A 17628-nucleotide genomic window follows, 5' to 3' on the forward strand; every position below is an offset into this window, starting at 1 on the left:
CATGGCTACACTCAAAGAACTTCGCACTAGAACAAACAGTGTTCAATCTACAAAGAAAATAACGACGGCCATGAAGTTAGTCGCTGCCTCCAAGTTTCGTCGTGCCCAAGACCAATTAGAATCTGGGCGCCACTATGTAGACGCCTTTGAACATCAGTTCCAAGCACTCGCCACAACCAAAAACACCTATCCCTTAACGCTTCCTCTGTTCATAGGACGACCTGAAAAAGCCGAGAAAACACATCTCTTTATTGTCGTTACTTCTGACCGCGGTTTATGTGGTGGATTCAATGGGGTTCTACTCCGAAGACTTCTTATTCATATCAAAGAGTTAGAAGAAAAAGGATCCGCTTTCAAAATTCTGACCATTGGTCAGAAAGCGAAATCAATGTTGCGACGCAATTATGGAGACCGCTTTCATAAGTCCTATGTGGATGTTGGAAATCCTGCTCTCAAATTTCGCGAAGCACAAGAGATTGCTGCCATGATTCTTGTCTCTTTTGACAATGAGGAGTTTGATACATGCGACCTCTATTTCAACAAATTCCATTCCGCCATGAAACAAACACCAACCTGTGAGCAACTTATTCCATTTAAAGCACACGAAGAAGATGAGTCTCCTACAGAAATAGAGCAAACTCGCAAAGAGCCTGAGGCGCTTTGCGAGCTCGAACCTAAATTAGAAAATTTTCTGAAAGACATGATTCCCCATCATATAGCCACCCGCTTATACATGTCATTTTTGGAGACCGCCGCTGGCGAACAAGGAGCCCGAATGTTGGCAATGGATAGTGCCACACGCAATGCCGATGACATGATCAAAGGCTTAAATCTTAGTTATAACCGTATAAGACAAGCATCTATTACACGAGAACTCATTGAAATAATATCTGGTGCGGAGGCCATTTAATGACACAAACAAAACAGAAAAAAGTTGGAACAATTTCTCAGATTATTGGGGCTGTTGTTGATGTTCACTTTGGTGAATTTCTTCCCCCAATTCTTAACGCCCTCCATGTAAAAAACAAAGGCAAGACAATTGTTCTAGAAGTTGCTCTTCATTTGGGAGAAGACACGGTCCGTTGCATTGCCATGGATTCAACTGATGGCCTTCAAAGGGGTGAGGAAGTCTCTGATTCTGGCTATCCCATTCGAGTCCCGGTCGGTCCTGAGACTCTGGGGCGTATTATGAATGTTACTGGAGCTCCCGTGGACGAAAGAGGCCCAATCAAAGCCAAAGAGAAGGATATTATCTATAAAGATGCCCCTAGCCTACTAGATCAATCTACTGAAACAGAAATTCTGGTCACTGGTATTAAGGTCGTAGATCTCCTCGCTCCCTATGCTAAGGGCGGAAAAGTGGGGCTCTTTGGAGGAGCTGGTGTTGGAAAAACTGTCATTATCATGGAGCTTATCAATAACATTGCCAAAGCCCATGGAGGTTACTCAGTCTTTGCCGGCGTTGGGGAAAGGACGCGAGAGGGAAATGATCTCTATCATGAAATGATAGAATCCGGCGTCATCAATTTAGATGGTAAAGGTTCAAAAGCAGCCCTCGTTTACGGGCAAATGAACGAACCACCAGGAGCCCGTGCACGCGTCGCCTTTACGGGGTTAACCGTAGCTGAGTATTTTCGAGATAAAGAAGGTCAGGATGTTCTTCTATTCGTGGATAATATCTTTCGATTTACTCAAGCTGGATCAGAAGTATCTGCCCTTTTAGGACGCATTCCATCTGCTGTGGGATATCAACCCACCCTCGCTACGGAAATGGGCTCTCTCCAAGAGCGCATTACTTCTACCCATAAAGGATCAATCACCAGTGTACAGGCAATTTACGTCCCAGCAGATGACTTGACAGATCCCGCACCGGCCACATCATTTTCCCATTTGGATGCCACCACAGTCCTCAGCAGACAAATTGCTGCATTAGGTATATACCCAGCAGTGGATCCTCTGGATTCAACGTCGCGTATCCTGGACCCCCGTATTGTAGGAGAAGAACATTATCGTATCGCACGAGATGTTCAAAAAGTCCTTCAAACCTACAAATCCCTTCAAGATATTATTGCCATTCTTGGTATGGAAGAACTCTCTGAAGAGGATAAGCTAATCGTCGCACGAGCCCGAAAAATTCAACGCTTCCTGTCACAGCCATTTCATGTTGCCGAAATCTTTACAGGACACTCTGGCGTATTCGTGAAACTTGAGGACACTATTGAGGGCTTTAAGGGAATCATTGAAGGTAAATATGATGACCTGCCAGAATCAGCCTTTTACATGGTTGGAACAATTCAGGATGCCATCAAAAAAGCGAAAAGCATTAAGGAATCAGATCAAAAGGCAGCATAGATATGGACTCCTTCCAGTTTTTTTTAATAACACCAGAGCAAAAAGTGCTTTCTGAGACCGTTGAAATGCTGACTCTACCTGGCTTAGAGGGAGACTTTGGCATCCTTTGCAATCATGCTCCTCTCGCCGCTTGCCTACGACCCGGACTCGTGAAAATCCATACAGAGGAGAAACCCCTCACCTACTTTATTTCCCATGGCTATTGTCGTGTTTCTGAGAACGAAGCTTGCGTCTTAGTAGAAGAAGCCGCCCCCATCGAAGACCTGGATCGCGAAGAATTAGAAGCACTTGTTCAGCGCCAAAGAAAACACTTAAATGAGGCCCCAGATGAGACTAAAAGCCTGATTAGAAAAGATATCGCTATTTTGGAATCCAAAATTTCATCCCTTTCTGGCATTTAATTAACCAATTGTTAATCTTTTTCGTGTATATTGGAAGTATAACAATGAGTTGCTTGAAACTGGGAATAAGGAAAAATGACACATTGGACGATTGAGGATATAGAATGGGACAAATTCGACCCCTCCCTTGTGGATCCGGACCTTCTGAAAATGGTGAAGGCCGCTAGCCTCGTTGAATTTAATAGTACAGATTATGCTGTATATCTGAAAAATGTTTTTGCCGATGATCCAGAATTTAAAGGTTTAATCGATACCTGGGCTCAAGAAGAAATTCAGCACGGAGAAGTTCTTGGTAAATGGGCATGTATAGCCGATCCCGACTTTGATTTTAAAGAAGCTATTAAATTTTTCCGTAACGGATATCAAGTGCCCATTGAAGAAACTAAATCCACACGCGGATCGCTATGTGGAGAACTTGTCGCTCGCTGTGTTATTGAAACCGGGACAAGCTCTTTCTACACATCCTTAGGGGAAGTTGCTAAGGAGCCTGTTCTTAAGCAGATTTGTGCTCATATTGCAGCTGATGAACTTCGGCATTACAAATTGTTTTATACCTATATGAAAAAATATGTTGAAATCGATAAATTAAATGCTTTCCAACGAGCCTTGGTTGTTTTAGGTCGCATTGGAGAATCAGAAGATGATGAGCTTGCCTATGCTTTCTATGCTGCAAACGAAAAAGATGCACAGTATGATCGTAAGTTTTTTGCAAAGGAGTATCTGGGGCGCGCTGCCCAACTTTTCTCTAAGCACAGTATAGACCGAGCAACAGCCATGGTCTTAAAAGCCGCTGGCATTCGTCCGCGAGGACTCCTCATGTTCATAGCATCCACAATCAGTTGGAATACGTTTAGGGCTAAAAGATGGACGTACAGTAGAGGCTTGATAAGCTCCTAAGATAAAGCTGGAATGTTTATCAGTCAAAATTTTCTATTTCCTAAATCGATCCCGATCGTGGGGAGATTTCAAGTCAAGCTCAGGGCCTAAAGGAACGATCCTTGTGGGATTAATGGTCTCATGACTTTGGTAATAATGGTCTTTTATATGGGACATATTTACCGTTTGGCCAAATCCTGGGATTTGATATAACTCTTTCAAATAATTAGAAAGATTTGGGTAGTCGACGATACGATGCTTATTGCATTTAAAATGCCCCACATAGACAGAGTCGAAGCGAATCAAAGTGGTGAAGAGCCGGATGTCTGCCTCGGTCAGCTCTCCATTTACCAAGTATCGGTTCCTGCCAAGCCGATCTTCTATAGTATCTAGCGCCTCAAACAAAGACTTGAAGGCCTTTTCATAAGCCTTTTGGGTTGTCGCAAAGCCGCATCTATAAACCCCATTGTTTATATTGTTATAGACATACTCATTGACCGCATCGATATCTCCCCGAAGAGCCTCAGGATAATAATCATGCTCTGCTGCCCCCACCGCACCAAACTCACTGTTAAACATACGAATAATTTCTGCTGATTCATTGTTCACAATGGTCTTATTCTTTTTATCCCAAAGGATTGGAACCGTCACGCGCCCCGAGTAACGGGAATCAGCCTTTAAATACACTTCATATAAATGTTCACTTTTATTGCACGTATCCGGGAGAACACCTTCTCCTTTTGCAAAGGACCATCCCCTTTCCCCCATAAGAGGATTCACTACCGAGAGAGAAATAGCCTCTTCTAATTCTTTCAATTTACGCATTATGAGGGTTCGGTGTGCCCATGGACATGCCAATGAAACGTATAAATGATAGCGCCCTGCTTCGGGAGAAAACTCGGTGGAGTGATCAGATTTTATACGTGAATGAAAATGGGTGGGTTTGCGAACAAAAGCACCCTGGGTTTTCTTCGTATCGTACCAGACAGATTCCCAAACACCATCCACTAATCGACCCATGTCTCATTCACCCCGTTGCAAATTTTTCCCGAGTCATGCGCCTTTTCCCTCGAACAACAAATAAGAAAAAGCAAATCCCGTTTGTCAGAGCCCCTATTACGAGCCCATCAAGTCCCGTTGCTTGTTGGAAGAAAAGGTTCCAGAAACACACTCCCAATATGCCCGATATAACGCACATAACGAAAGCTTTCGGAGACACTTTGTAGTTTAAAATGCCGCCGACCATGGGCACCAAAACAACCGGAGCCCAAAAGTTATAGCTATACAGGAGAATATCCAGAACACTCTCTATGGTAAGCGCAAAAAATATTGCCCCAAGCCCAATGAAGAGGGTAGATACTCTTGCCAGATGCAGCTTAGCCTTGCTGGATATTTCTCTGAGAGGCGAAACTATATCTTGGACCACAGCTACAGAAGCTGCGTTTAAATATGAGTCTGCCGAAGACATAATAACCGCTATAACCCCAGCAACAGCTATTCCTCGAAGTCCTGCCGGCAAGGCCGCCTCTAATACGTGAGGCATGGCATGATCGGGATCAAGGCTAGTGTTCATGGTGAGTGCAACCAACCCAATACAACCAGCTGTAATAAAAAATGGAATGGAAAGGAGTCCACTCCATAAAATTCCTCTCTTTGTCTCCTTCGTATTCTTCGCAATGAAAAGCCTTTGAACATATGGAGGAACCAGTGTTTCTCCCAAAAGCAAACTTAGGAAAAGGCTTAAAATAGTTGGAATGGCCATAGAGCCCGGCACCTCCAAATGCAGCTTCGGAACTGACTGCACAATAGCCTCAAATCCACCTACGTAACTAATGCCAAAAGCCAACCCCATAGGAATTGCAATGATTAAAACACCAAACTGTAAAATGTCAGTTGCAACAACAGATCTCATCCCCCCAATCATTGAATACACAATCACGATGCCACAGCCTAACCAAATTCCCACGACACGATCAATTCCAAGGAATAAGTCGAAAACGTACCCCGTCGCATTTACTTGAGCACCAACGATACCGATACAGACTAAAACCGAAGCAAATCCAGAAATTAAACGTCCAGATTTTCCATAAAGAGTATCCATAATATCCCCAACAGAAAGGGCATCTTTAAAACGTCCCATCTTGGGTGCTACAAGGATAGCTACAATAATTTGCTGTAAGCTAAATCCTAGCAAACAAATGATATAGGGTATCCCGTAGCGAAAAACTTTCTCACTAATTCCAAACGTATATCCACCCCCCATAAAGGATGCCGAGAGTGTTGCTAAAATAATCCAACTGCCATAATTGCGCCCACCGACAGCAAAATCCGTGAATCCTTTCATGGACTTCCCAGCATAAAGTCCTATTAAAAGCGTAATTAACAAATACGAAGTGATAATGATGATATCAATCATGCAGAACCCTATTGATGTACGTATGGTGCAAAAATATCGACTAGTTCCTTATAAAGTGCGACTTTAAAACATACAATAGTTTTGTGTAACTCTTCTAAGCTAACCCACTTCCAGGCATGAAATTCGGGAACTTGAGTCTGTATGTTTATTTGGGAATCATCACCCAAAAAGCGCATTAAATACCATTTTTGTTCTTGGCCAACATAGGCACCTCCCCATACTTTAGGGACAAGTTCCTTTGGTAACTCATATCGCAACCACTTGGGGGTTTCTGCGATAATTTCCACCTGATCGACGCCCACTTCTTCTTTCAGTTCACGAAAAACGGCCTCCCGAGGCTCTTCCCCTTCCTCTATGCCACCTTGTGGCATTTGCCAAGCTTCTGTTCTAACATCTAAACGTTGGCCAACAAAAATCTGACCTTCCTTATTAAGAAGCATGATACCAACGCCTCGACGATATTCGCCAATTTTAGAACTGCCAGCCTTTACCTCATCCATGACGTAGAGCAATCTCAGAAATGGGAACAAGGGCGATGCCCTTTTGGGGAAGAGTCTTTAGCCATATACTCACCTGCTCTATGGTAAGTTGATGGGCGTTTCCTAAACCAACGGCTATACCTTGCTCAATGGCTTTCTTTTCCAAGGATTTGAGAATGTGATTGATGGCAGAGCGCGATAATTCGCCATCAATGATGTGGTCGCTCCTTATGTAAGCTAACCCTAACTTTTCCGACAATTGCTCCCGAGCATCTTGTTCAAAATTTAACCCATCAAGGAACAAAAGCTTGCGCCCTTGTAGTTCTTTCAATATGGGCTCTAAATTTTTTTGAGAAAGGAGAAAACGAGACCCCATATCTCCCACGCACCCTATAGAGTCTGGACTTCTTGACAACACCCACTTAAGTCGACTTAAATTCTCTAGCAAGGAAAGACTGGTCAGTAATGTGTATGGACCCGTATTTTCCTGTGTCGTATAAGTTGACTCCATAGGAAGGGTCGTCAATATCTCATGGCCAGTTTCCTGTGCTTTTTGAAACCATGAATAAAGCCCCCCGCCATAGGGCACAAAAGAAAGTGTCACTTCCTTGGGAAAGGTTGCTAGAGTCACCTGGGTTAATTTCTCATCTCGGCCAAGTCCACTAATCACAAGGGCAATTTTGGGAATACTGGCTTTTGGAACAGAATCTTTTGAATCAGAGACAGGCGCCGCAGTTTCAAAATCAGGAAACTCAACAAAAACGCCGTTCTCAAAATCTGGTAGCTCTACTTCTTTTCCAGTGAAAGTTGGAACTGGTTGATTTGAAACATATAAAATGCTCAAAAGCAGGACGCAAAACACCCCCACTTCCAAGACTCTTCGGCGCCACCCCCGTCCTAAAAGGAGAGATCTGAAACGCAGAAAAGCATTAACTCCCCTCAAGAAAAATCTAGGCCAGAAAGTCTTCAAGACTCGTTAATCCTTTATTGCGCCTTGGTGGTAATATTTTTAAATTTAGCAGCAGCATGAATCACATCCATAGCACGGGTGAACTGATAATCTACCTCTGAGTCCCCGAGTCTGGGATTCGTAGCCGCCTTCGACGTTTGAGCATCTGTCTTTGAAGGGAGAACAGATTTTGCCTTCTTTTCTTTGGCTTTCACTTCTTCCTTCTTTTTATCGTCTTTATCTTTTCCGTTCTTCTTTTCTTCTTTCAAACGCTTACGCTCGGCAACAATAATACCTCTTAATGCCCCGGGTATCTTTTCTTCACGGAAATGATCTTTCTCGATAACTTCAACCGTTGACTGTTCAACAACTACATCCGGTGTAATACCTTCAGCCTGAATGGAAACGCCAGAGGGTGTATAGTACAGGTCTGTCGTTAGGCGAATTGCCCCTTTTCCTTTGATAGGCATCACCGTTTGAACTGATCCTTTACCGAAAGACCGGATTCCCAAAAGAAGCGCCCGGTTTTGATCTCTCAATGCTCCAGCAACAATTTCAGAAGCCGAAGCAGAACCACTATTTATAAGAACCACAATCGGAATATCTTTCGCCACATCCCCAGCCCGTGACATGAATCTCTTTGTATTTTTTCCATCACGTCCCTTTGTGGAAACAATCTCCTTTTGATCTAGGAAAAGATCAGAGACTTCTAAAGCCTGTTCCAGCAAACCACCTGCATTGTTTCTAAGGTCAAGAATAAACCCTTCTAACTTATCTCCCAGCTTAGATTTTATCTCTTTAACAGCCGTTAGAAGATTTTTTCCAGCATTCTCGTTCAACAGAGTCGTTATGCGAATATACCCAATATTGTCTTCAATCCGCCAGCGTACAGGACGTACCTTAATAATCTCTCTAACCACTTTAACGTCAAAAGGTTTTTCACCTTCACGAACGATCTTGAGATTTACCGGCTCACCTGGCTTTCCGCGCATTTTTTCGACAGCTTCATTTAGTGATTGGCCTACAATCGGTGTGTCGTCCACTTCCACAATATAATCTCCAGACATAAGTCCGGCCTTGTAAGCGGGAGCATCCTCAATAGGGGAAATAATTTTTATGACCCCATGTTCCATGGTAACTTCGATCCCTAATCCCCCAAACTCACCCTTAGCCATGTCCTTAAGTTCTTTAAATTCTTTCTCGGACATATAGCTTGAATGAGGGTCCAACGAAGTAAGCATCCCATTTAAAGCCTTTTCAACGAGCTTATCATCTGGAACTTTTTCCACATAAAATTCTTTCACACGGGCAAATACATCCCCGAAAAGATTAAGCTGTTTGTAAACTTCGGCAGACTCCGCAAAAGCATTTGAGAAAGATGATACATAAAATAAACTCAGAATAACCATAAAGACTATTCTAATCTCCCCAACAGATAATCTCTTTTTCATAATCTCAAGTCACCTTTTTTTTCGCTCTTGGAAGCCAAATTTTGGGGTCAATTGCATCCCCATTCACTCGAACTTCGACATAAATCTTATTCTTATTTTCAGGATCCATAGTCCCAATAGGCTCCCCTGAAATAAGCTCTTGACCGACATAGCTGTATATTTTCTCTATCCCTGTCAACAGGACATAGTAACCTTTTCCATGGTCTATAATCAAGAGATTCCCGTACCCACGAAAATTTCCCGAATAAGAAACTCTTCCATCTACAGGGGATACCACTTGGGCCCCCTTCAACGTTTCGATTAAAACCCCCTTACTATAGTCTCCATAATGTTTTTTACCGAACGTCTCAATGGGCTTTCCTCTCACGGGTAAAACAAGAGAAAATACAAGCGATTTAGCCATGTTTTCAGGCTTTGGAAGTGCTCGCACCAACTCACTAAGAGTGCTAACACTATCACCGGGTTGAATCAGTGATTTAACTTTTTTTGTCGGCCTCGGCATAGCACCCAAAAGAGTCTCTAAATCTTGCTTTGATGAATGAAGACCGGAAGTTTCGTTATTCATAAGCTCAAAATGATTCTCTAACTTTCTCTTCAAAACCGTTAAATCTGCCACTTCTTGCTGAAGAAACAGCATTAAATCTTTTGCTTGCGCTGTAATGGAATGAATTAAAATGGAGCTATGCACTTGTGAAATAGGGACTTTTGACATTTCTGAAACCCCCTTCGGAGCAAAAATGACCATACGCAGTAAAGCACTTAGAAGAGGAGGTAAATTCTTATAATGTTTTTTGAGTAAGCCTTTTCGTTCAGCTAAGGTCGCCTCCAGTAAAATAAGCTCTTCATCCAATTCAAAAATACGGCTTTCATAATCCTGCACTTTTTGTGCAACTTGAACCAATTCTTGTTTTAACGACTCTACGTCTAGTGTCTTGCCGTCTTCTGCAAATGTTACTGAGCTCAGACAAATAATCGAAAAAACAATAGCTCTAAAGATGTTAACCACTGGTCGGAATCCTTTTAAACTTAGTCTGTTCTCCTGACTCCTGAAAGAGAGAACCGCTCTCCATTTCTTCTGGCACATCATACCCCAAAAGCTCCAGTATAGTTGGAGCCACATTGGCAAGGGTTCCTGGAGTTAAGGGCTTCTTAGAATCCGCTTCCAGACCAACACAAACGAACGGAACAGGATTACACGTGTGGGCTGTATGTGAGCCTTTCGTCTGTTGATCCTCCATCTGTTCTGCATTGCCATGATCGGCTGTAATTAATAGCAAACCTCCAACTGAAAGAACTTCCTTTGCCAAAATACCAAGACATACATCTATGGTTTCAATAGCTGAAATAGTTGCTCGTAAATCCCCTGTATGGCCTACCATATCTGGGTTGGCATAGTTTATCATAACAAAATCATGCTTATTCTCTCTCACACGTTCAACCAACATATCCGTCATCTGGATCGCTGACATCTCTGGTTGCAAATCGTAAGTAGCAACTTTGGGAGAAGGAACCAAAAGACGATCTTCCCCCTCAAATGGAATTTCCACACCCCCGTTAAAGAAAAAAGTCACATGGGCATACTTTTCCGTTTCGGCAACCCGTAGCTGCTTGTCACCATTCTTAGAAATTACTTCTCCTAAAATCTCCTTTAAAACAACTGACTCAAAAAGGGATTTAAGCCAGAGATTGTGGTCAGCCGAATACTCCGTCATCCCTACAGCACAGGAAAGAGAGGCGCCTTCTGTTCTTTCAAATTGTGCAAATTCTGGATCTAAAATTGCTTGCAATATCTGTCGAACCCTATCGGCCCGAAAATTAAAGCACAAAAGCCCATCTCCTGGAGCAAATCCCTTATAGGAACCCACAACAGTTGGAATAATGAATTCGTCGGAAAGACCCTCCTCGTATGAATCTTCAACTACTTTCTCGAGAGATTTTTCGTGGCAGCCTTTGCCATACACAATTGCATCATACGCAACTTTAGTTCTTTCCCACCTTTTATCCCGATCCATGGCGTAGTAACGTCCACTTACGGTTCCAACAACAGTGTTTCCCTTCAGATGATCATCAAGTGCTTTCAGAAAGGACTTTGCACTTTTTGGAGGCGTATCTCTTCCATCCAGAAAGAGATGTAAGACAATGGGAATACGTTTTTGACTCAGAATTTCAATTAGCTTAAAGAGATGATCCTGGTGGGAATGAACCCCTCCCGGAGATAAAAGCCCCATAAGATGGCAGCCCCCCCCATTCGATGCCAACGTATCCGTAAAAGCATGTAAAACAGAGTTGTTTTCAACACTACCATCTTGAAAAGCTCGACTGATCCGGGGAAGATCTTGCAGGACAACTCTTCCTGCCCCCAGAGTCAGGTGTCCTACTTCAGAGTTGCCCATCTGTCCTTTAGGAAGCCCCACAGCCTCACCAGAAGCTTCCAGCAGAGTATGAGGGTATTTTTTCAGAAACCCATCCCAGACGGGCGTTTTTGCCATAGAAATGGCATTTCCCTCTTTTTTCGCAGATTCTCCCCACCCATCCAACACACAAAGGACGATAGGACGATGTTTTGAACTAGTGGATTGCTTATTTTTCACTACTATTCTCGATGATAGGGATGGTTACTCAATATCTGTTGCGCTCTATAAATCTGTTCTACCAACATTACGCGAACCAACATGTGAGGCCAAGTGGCTTTTCCAAAAGAAATCACTTTATGAGCCTTATTCTTAAGAGAATCGGAAAGCCCATCGGCGCCCCCAATTACAAAACATAAGGCTTTTTCCCTATTCATTTGGCAGGCTTGGACGTATGTGGCAAAGGATTTGCTTGTCATTTCCTCACCACGCTCATCCAAGAGAATAATATGCGCAGCTTCTGGAAGCAGATCTATGATTTTTCTACCTTCCTCATCCTTGAGATTTTTACCAGAACTCCCCCTCAGAGTAATTTCACGCACGGAAAATGGAAATGTGAGCCTCTTTTTGTACATCTCAAAAAGATCAGATGTGGGCTGGCCCTTTATGTGACCCACTGCAATTAATTGCATTTTCATGTTGCAGGCGCTGCAACTATTTCTTTTTTGCTGAAACTCTCTCCAGATTTGGGGGCCTGGCCAGATGGCTGTTTGTCGGGGAAATGATCCATGGACCACATTTTCTCCAAATTATAAAAGGATCTAACCTCTGGCCGGAATAAATGAACGATCACATCCCCTAAATCCAAAAGGACCCAATCTCCTTGCTCCAGACCTTCAATGGTAATGCCTTTTAAGCCCTGAATGGAGAGTTCCGAACGTATATGTTCGGCAAGCGCGCACACATGCCGCTGCGATGTTCCAGAAGCAACGATCATAAAATCCGCAAAGGAAGACTTTCCACTAAGGTCTATGGTAAAAACATCGACGGCACTGTGCTTATCCAAAAGGCGTTCCACAAGTGCCTTAATACTGTTTCCGGTTTCCAAATTCATTCTAAAAGAACTTCAAACCTCTTTCACAAATTTATCCAAAAGAAACCCCCATTTGTATGGACGATCTCTCACACTCTCAGAATACATGATTCCAGAGAACTTAACAAATTTATTGCAAAACTTTAAACTATAAATGCGGCCTAACCCCCTGGTTTTGCACTAAAAAAATTCTTAAATTTATCCGGAACATCTTTCCATTCATCCGCATCCTTTGGGGGTGTTTTTATCTGAGTAATATTGGGCCAAATTGCCGCATATTTTTGATTAATTTCCACCCATTTCTCTGTATCCATCTCAGTATCAGCAATAATAGCTTCAACGGGACACTCTGGCTCACAAACGCCACAATCAATGCATTCTTCGGGATTGATCACCAACATATTCTCACCCTCGTAAAAGCAATCAACAGGACATACCTCTACACAGTCCATATACTTGCAACGAATACACGCTTCGGTAACAATATAAGTCATCCATCACTCCTATCTTCTTTACGAAGAGCGTAGGTCTCTTTCACGAAAAGCAACAGAAATCCTGCCACAAATAGCAAAGCTGGAATGAGAAGTAAGGAAAGCTTAAAGCTTGTAAATGTGAACGCACTTTCATCCGTCGTATCTATTCCAAAGTTCAAATAATCCAAAACACATCCCATGAGCCATTGAGAGACGGTAGGAATGAGCATGAAAATAGTATTTCCAAATCCAGCAGAAACAGCTGCTGCCTTCGTCGGATTAGCTTCTCTAACAATAGCGAATTCTGTTATATGGCCCCCTGAAAAGAAACCAACTGAAAAAATGAGAAACCACACAATCCACAAGGGCTTGTAGGGAGCCATTAGTAGGTACAAAAGGATAAGTAACGGAACCCCAACCCCAATGTACAAAACAGGCTTCCTTCTTCTTATTTTGTCTGAAACCCACCCGAAAAACGGAGCACCTAGAGCAATCCCCACAAAAATCATTGAGGCCATAGTCACGGCTTGAGGACGGAGACAGGCGCACGATTTCATCAAATAGGGGACGCCCCACAATTCTGCGAAACAAGCAAGGGGCAAATAGGCGAGGCCTCCATAAGCCCCGATAAGCCAACTCTGCCGATTAGAAACCACCGCTTTGATCCCCGACAATATTTCTCCTTTCTCGCGGGATGAATGTGGGCTTGAGTGTCGGCGCCCTTCAGGCGCATCCCGAACCACAATCCAAAGAAGAAGAGCAATACCCCCCCCAATGAGAGCCAAAATATATAAAAGCGTCCTCCAATCTAAATATTCCATTTGATAAGAAAGCAATGCTTCCCCCGTCGTCGCCCAAATTGTTCCCAATGCAATCGTAAGCCCAGTCAAAAATCCGTACCTTGATTCGGGGAACCATTCCCCTACCAACTTTAAGGCTCCTATCAAGGCAAACGCAGAACCCGCCCCCACCAACAATCGGCCTATGCCCGCAATTAAAAGGGAGTCTGTTGTTGCGAAAATGAAAGTCCCAGTTCCACAAATACCCGCGGCAAACGTAAGTAACAGCCTAGGACCATAACGATCCATTAAAACACCTACAGGAAGTTGAAGAACCGTATAGGCCCAATAATATAAGGATGACAAAAAACCTAAGCCACCCGATCCAACTAAAAATGCCTGTCTCAACTCTGGCTGCATAGCTGTCGGAGAAACCCGCAGTAAAAATTCATATCCAAAAAAGAGAGAGGCAACCCCCCAAAGAGCCCAAGCACGGCATGAGGATGATTTTTCTGTAGAACTTTTCATAGTTAGTTTCTCATATTTATTTTAATGAGCCTGATATTCCCCAAGGATCGTAACCCCGTCAATACTTTTCTTCCTTTTAACTTAATGATACCCTTCATTTCACAAGAATGAATTTGGAGGCATCATGATCCGTAACTTCTTTGGCCAAAGGCAACTGTCGTGTTTCGTTTAAAGCTCCATTGGCAAATCTTACTTGCCATCACCTTGGGTGCTGTTGCTGGGTGGATTACCGGAAGAGAGTGGAATCTTTTTGGGTTAAGCTTTTATGATATCTACGATTTTTTTGGCACACTATTCCTAAACGCTCTTCGAATGCTGGTGATCCCTCTCATTGTTACGTCTATAACCTCCGGCATTAGCACCATTGCCCAAAAGGGAACCATAGGACGCCTTGGCGGTAAGACGGTGGGCTACTATACAATCACCAGTCTCATTGCCATCTTAACGGGCCTCGCTCTCGTTAACCTGTTAACGCCGGGAATAATTAATGGGGAACCCTCGAAACTTCTCCTAGGACTTGAAGGTCTTGACGAAAGTACCCTGGAAAAAATACATGCCCATGGTGCAGGAGATATTGCTGGCATTTTCCTCCGCATGGTGCCCCCGAACATTGTTAAAGCTGCTCTTGATGGGCAATTCTTGGGTCTCATTGTATTCAGTCTCCTTTTCGGGTATGGCATTGCCAAACTCAAAGGCCCCCATCGGAAAACGCTTACTCAATTTTGGCAAGGAGCTTTCCAAATATTTATGAATATAACAGATCTTATTATTAAATTTGCGCCAATTGGTGTGTTTGCCTTATCTGCGAAAGTCACGGCCACGACCGGCCTTAGTGCCTTTCAGCCTTTGGCCATGTTTTTCTTTACAGTTCTTTTGGCCCTAGGAATTCATATGTTTATCACCTTGCCTCTCATTTTAAAGTACCTCGCCCGTGTCAGTCCTATTAAGCATTTCAAAGCTGTTTCAACCGCTATTTTGACCGCTTTTTCCACGAGTTCCTCTTCTGCAACTCTGCCTATCACCATGGAATGTATTGAAGAAAAAGCAGGAGTTCCCAATCGTATTACTAGTTTTGTTCTGCCATTGGGGGCTACGATCAACATGGATGGCACCGCCCTTTATGAATGCGTTGCTGTCATATTTATTGCCCAAGTGTACGGCATTCACTTAGGAATCATTGAGCAGTTCCTCATTCTGTTCATTGCACTACTCACATCCATAGGTGTCGCAGGCATTCCCGCCGCAAGTCTTGTAGCAATCACCGTTATCTTAACGGCTGTTGGACTTCCTTTAGAAGGAGTTGGCATAATCCTTGCTGTCGACCGGCTGCTAGATATGGCCCGAACAAGTGTAAATGTATACAGCGATACCTGTGGAACGGTTCTAATTGCAAAATCCGAGGGAGAAAAGGGTATTTTGGTTGACTCTTGATGTCGTGCTTTTATGTTGCATAATTAGAAAGTTTTACATAAGTGTACCCTTTTTACTCCCTCAAAAGAGCAGGGTCTAAAATAGCCTCTTAGCACATGGTAACTAAAGGAAATAGAGCACGAAAATGTTTCGCAACATTCCCCTACAAGCATTTGGCACCAAACCTGTCGTCCGCCTCAGAGATATAGAGGCTGTCGTCCATAATTATCGCCAATTTCAGCTTGTCGCAAATAAGACAAACTCCCTTTGTGCTGCCACTGTAAAAGGGGAACTTCATGGCCTGCAAATGAAAGACGCCTGTCCCAAACTTTTTGAGGAAGGATGTCGACATTTTTTTGTCTCTGAACTGGTAGAAGGGGTTCAACTAAGAAGCATCCTTCCCCAAAAGGAAGTCCATATATATACTCTTGGGGGCCTTTTAGCAGGCGAAGAAGCTCCTTTTCAAGACTACCATTTAACCCCCTGTTTGAACAATTTGGAGCAATTGATCAGATGGAATGCCTATTGCCAGATCCATGGAACCTCTGATGCCGTTATTCACTTTGATACAGGCATGAATCGATTGAGATTACTAGATGATGAGGTGTCACGGCTAGCAGAAAATTTTGAAACGCTCACTTCTCATTTAAACGTAGTGCTTTATATGAGTCATTTTTACGACATAAAGGGCAAAGATCATACTAATTGCCATCAACAGTTGAAAAAAATGGAGCACTATACAAAACAACTCCCAAAACGCCCCATCTCCTTCTCAGCCACAGATAGCACCATCTTGCTAGATAATGAAAAGACAAACTTCCAAATGATTCGTCCTGGAATTGGCCTCGTGGGAGGAGGACCGAACGCCGAAACACTCATATCATCCGAATCCAAACACGCTATCGAAATTTATACGAAAATCTCTCAAATAAAGATGATCCCTAGCGGTCAAAGCGTGGGGTACAAAAGTAGCTACAAAACAAAGCGCGACACAAAAATCGCCCTCGCACATATTGGGTATAAAGATGGCTATTTGAGACACTTAAGCGGTGCGGATAAAGCTTTCATGGCCATTGGAACTTATAAGGTGCCAATCCTTGGAAAAATATCCTTTTGTTGTACTACCCTTGATATTACTGATGTTCCAGATAAAGTCCTTGAAGAGTACGGATATGTGGAAGTGGTTGGCCCAAATGTGGACCTAAGAGCCCTGGCCGATATAGGGGGATGCTATGAAATAATGGCCGCATTGGGCCGTCCGAATTACAAAATTTCAGATTATACCATGAAAGAATTTAAAGAACGTTTTGAAAACCCTACAGATAAAAATGAAAAAATAGCCTCTCCCGTGCCCCTCACTCTACAAAGTATGAGTCAAAACTAGCAATCTCTTACTTATAAAAAGAAAAGACCTGAAGAGACAAGCTCTTCAGGCCGTAGTTCCGGGGTGGTATGTGATCCCAGGACCAGCAGAGTATTACTGACCCTGGATTTACGTCTAGTAGAGACGCAAATTCCTTAAAACTCTTACGTTCCAAAATTAAAGAGACTCGTTTTCATCTCTCTCATTAAAACAAAAAATCATTCCCAATGTTGTCGTCCAAAATCTTTACACTTGCACTTCTAAAAACCCTCAATCGAAATATTTTATGTAAGAGCCTTTCGTGTGATCATTTAAATATAGGAATACACCGTTTAGTGCATTGTGTCAACTTATATATCAAATGGGTATTTTTGAGGCTCTTAAAGGGATACAGAGATATCTCTCTCTTTTTTTTGAATTTTTTTTTTATTTTTTTTACAAAAATCAAAAAAATAGCCTAAAAAATGTAGTTTCAATTCTGAAAAACATGCTTGGGGCTTGAAAATGCTGGAAAAGTAGCCACTTGAATAAAACCAAAAAACAGCCTATGTTTTACATCTATAGAGCGAGCAAATTGCAAAATTATGAAAGTGCGGAAGTTTCACGGAGGATGCAAGGATAAGAATGATATTTTTTTGCACTGATCAATCCATAAGGCACAATTTTAACTGTTTTTCTGGTCTTCACGCGCAATTTTCCCCTGTTTA

17 protein-coding genes are annotated in these 17628 nt (G+C 42.8%); 6 read left to right on the forward strand and 11 right to left on the reverse strand.

The genetic code is table 11. The annotated features are described in order from the left end of the window. The first annotated feature begins 1 nt into the window (after position 1). The 4 genes from atpG to HOL16_02770 all read left to right on the forward strand — a co-directional run bounded on the left by atpG (position 2) and on the right by HOL16_02770 (position 3650). Positions 2–910, forward strand: coding sequence for an ATP synthase F1 subunit gamma (gene atpG, locus HOL16_02755; protein ID MBT5389615.1), 909 nt, complete (start codon positions 2–4; stop codon positions 908–910). Then, entirely contained in the window at positions 910–2352 is a 1443-nt protein-coding gene (atpD, locus tag HOL16_02760; protein ID MBT5389616.1) for a F0F1 ATP synthase subunit beta, read from the forward strand. Before atpG ends, atpD begins: the two co-directional genes overlap by 1 nt. 2 nt (positions 2353–2354) lie before the next feature. After that, entirely contained in the window at positions 2355–2753 is a 399-nt protein-coding gene (atpC, locus tag HOL16_02765; protein MBT5389617.1) for an ATP synthase F1 subunit epsilon, read from the forward strand. A 75-nt stretch (positions 2754–2828) separates the two neighbouring features. After that, a complete protein-coding gene (locus tag HOL16_02770; protein ID MBT5389618.1) occupies positions 2829–3650 on the forward strand; it encodes an acyl-ACP desaturase in 822 nt (273 codons plus the stop codon). A 33-nt stretch (positions 3651–3683) separates the two neighbouring features. Here HOL16_02770 and HOL16_02775 read toward each other — a convergent pair whose 3' ends face one another. From HOL16_02775 to HOL16_02825, 11 genes are all read right to left on the reverse strand, one after another. Beyond that, positions 3684–4649, reverse strand: a complete 966-nt coding sequence (locus tag HOL16_02775; GenBank protein ID MBT5389619.1) for a glutathione S-transferase family protein — start codon at positions 4647–4649, stop codon at positions 3684–3686. A 7-nt stretch (positions 4650–4656) separates the two neighbouring features. Next, positions 4657–6042 (reverse strand): sodium:solute symporter family protein, encoded by a 1386-nt coding sequence (locus tag HOL16_02780; GenBank protein MBT5389620.1) that lies wholly within the window; start codon positions 6040–6042, stop codon positions 4657–4659. Between the two features lie 11 nt (positions 6043–6053). After that, positions 6054–6545 (reverse strand): RNA pyrophosphohydrolase, encoded by a 492-nt coding sequence (locus HOL16_02785; GenBank protein MBT5389621.1) that lies wholly within the window; start codon positions 6543–6545, stop codon positions 6054–6056. Further along, positions 6538–7392 carry a divergent polysaccharide deacetylase family protein gene (locus tag HOL16_02790; GenBank protein MBT5389622.1) on the reverse strand — a complete coding sequence of 285 codons (855 nt, stop codon included), beginning with the start codon at positions 7390–7392 and terminating at the stop codon, positions 6538–6540. Before HOL16_02790 ends, HOL16_02785 begins: the two co-directional genes overlap by 8 nt. Positions 7393–7508: 116 nt before the next feature. After that, the gene (locus HOL16_02795; GenBank protein MBT5389623.1) at positions 7509–8924 is read right to left on the reverse strand and encodes a S41 family peptidase; all 1416 of its coding nucleotides are present in this window, start codon (positions 8922–8924) and stop codon (positions 7509–7511) included. Between the two features lie 4 nt (positions 8925–8928). Continuing rightward, positions 8929–9930: a peptidoglycan DD-metalloendopeptidase family protein gene (locus HOL16_02800; GenBank protein ID MBT5389624.1), complete on the reverse strand. Its 1002-nt coding sequence runs from the start codon at positions 9928–9930 to the stop codon at positions 8929–8931. Then, positions 9923–11515 (reverse strand): 2,3-bisphosphoglycerate-independent phosphoglycerate mutase, encoded by a 1593-nt coding sequence (locus HOL16_02805; protein ID MBT5389625.1) that lies wholly within the window; start codon positions 11513–11515, stop codon positions 9923–9925. Before HOL16_02805 ends, HOL16_02800 begins: the two co-directional genes overlap by 8 nt. A 2-nt stretch (positions 11516–11517) precedes the next feature. After that, entirely contained in the window at positions 11518–11967 is a 450-nt protein-coding gene (locus tag HOL16_02810) for a 23S rRNA (pseudouridine(1915)-N(3))-methyltransferase RlmH (GenBank protein MBT5389626.1), read from the reverse strand. A gap of 2 nt (positions 11968–11969) precedes the next feature. Then, positions 11970–12389: a ribosome silencing factor gene (rsfS, locus tag HOL16_02815; GenBank protein ID MBT5389627.1), complete on the reverse strand. Its 420-nt coding sequence runs from the start codon at positions 12387–12389 to the stop codon at positions 11970–11972. A 140-nt stretch (positions 12390–12529) separates the two neighbouring features. Beyond that, positions 12530–12862 carry a ferredoxin family protein gene (locus HOL16_02820; GenBank protein ID MBT5389628.1) on the reverse strand — a complete coding sequence of 111 codons (333 nt, stop codon included), beginning with the start codon at positions 12860–12862 and terminating at the stop codon, positions 12530–12532. Beyond that, a complete protein-coding gene (locus HOL16_02825) occupies positions 12859–14148 on the reverse strand; it encodes an MFS transporter (protein MBT5389629.1) in 1290 nt (429 codons plus the stop codon). Before HOL16_02825 ends, HOL16_02820 begins: the two co-directional genes overlap by 4 nt. Positions 14149–14307: 159 nt before the next feature. Between HOL16_02825 and HOL16_02830 the strand changes: the two genes are divergently transcribed. Together HOL16_02830 and HOL16_02835 are read left to right on the forward strand one after the other, a co-directional pair. Beyond that, positions 14308–15579 (forward strand): dicarboxylate/amino acid:cation symporter, encoded by a 1272-nt coding sequence (locus tag HOL16_02830; GenBank protein ID MBT5389630.1) that lies wholly within the window; start codon positions 14308–14310, stop codon positions 15577–15579. Positions 15580–15703: 124 nt separating this feature from the next. After that, complete coding sequence (locus tag HOL16_02835; GenBank protein MBT5389631.1) at positions 15704–16942, forward strand: hypothetical protein; 1239 nt, start codon at positions 15704–15706, stop codon at positions 16940–16942. Positions 16943–17628: the final 686 nt, after the last annotated feature.

It is taken from the genome of Alphaproteobacteria bacterium (assembly GCA_018662925.1).
Taxonomy (GTDB): domain Bacteria; phylum Pseudomonadota; class Alphaproteobacteria; order 16-39-46; family JABJFC01; genus JABJFC01.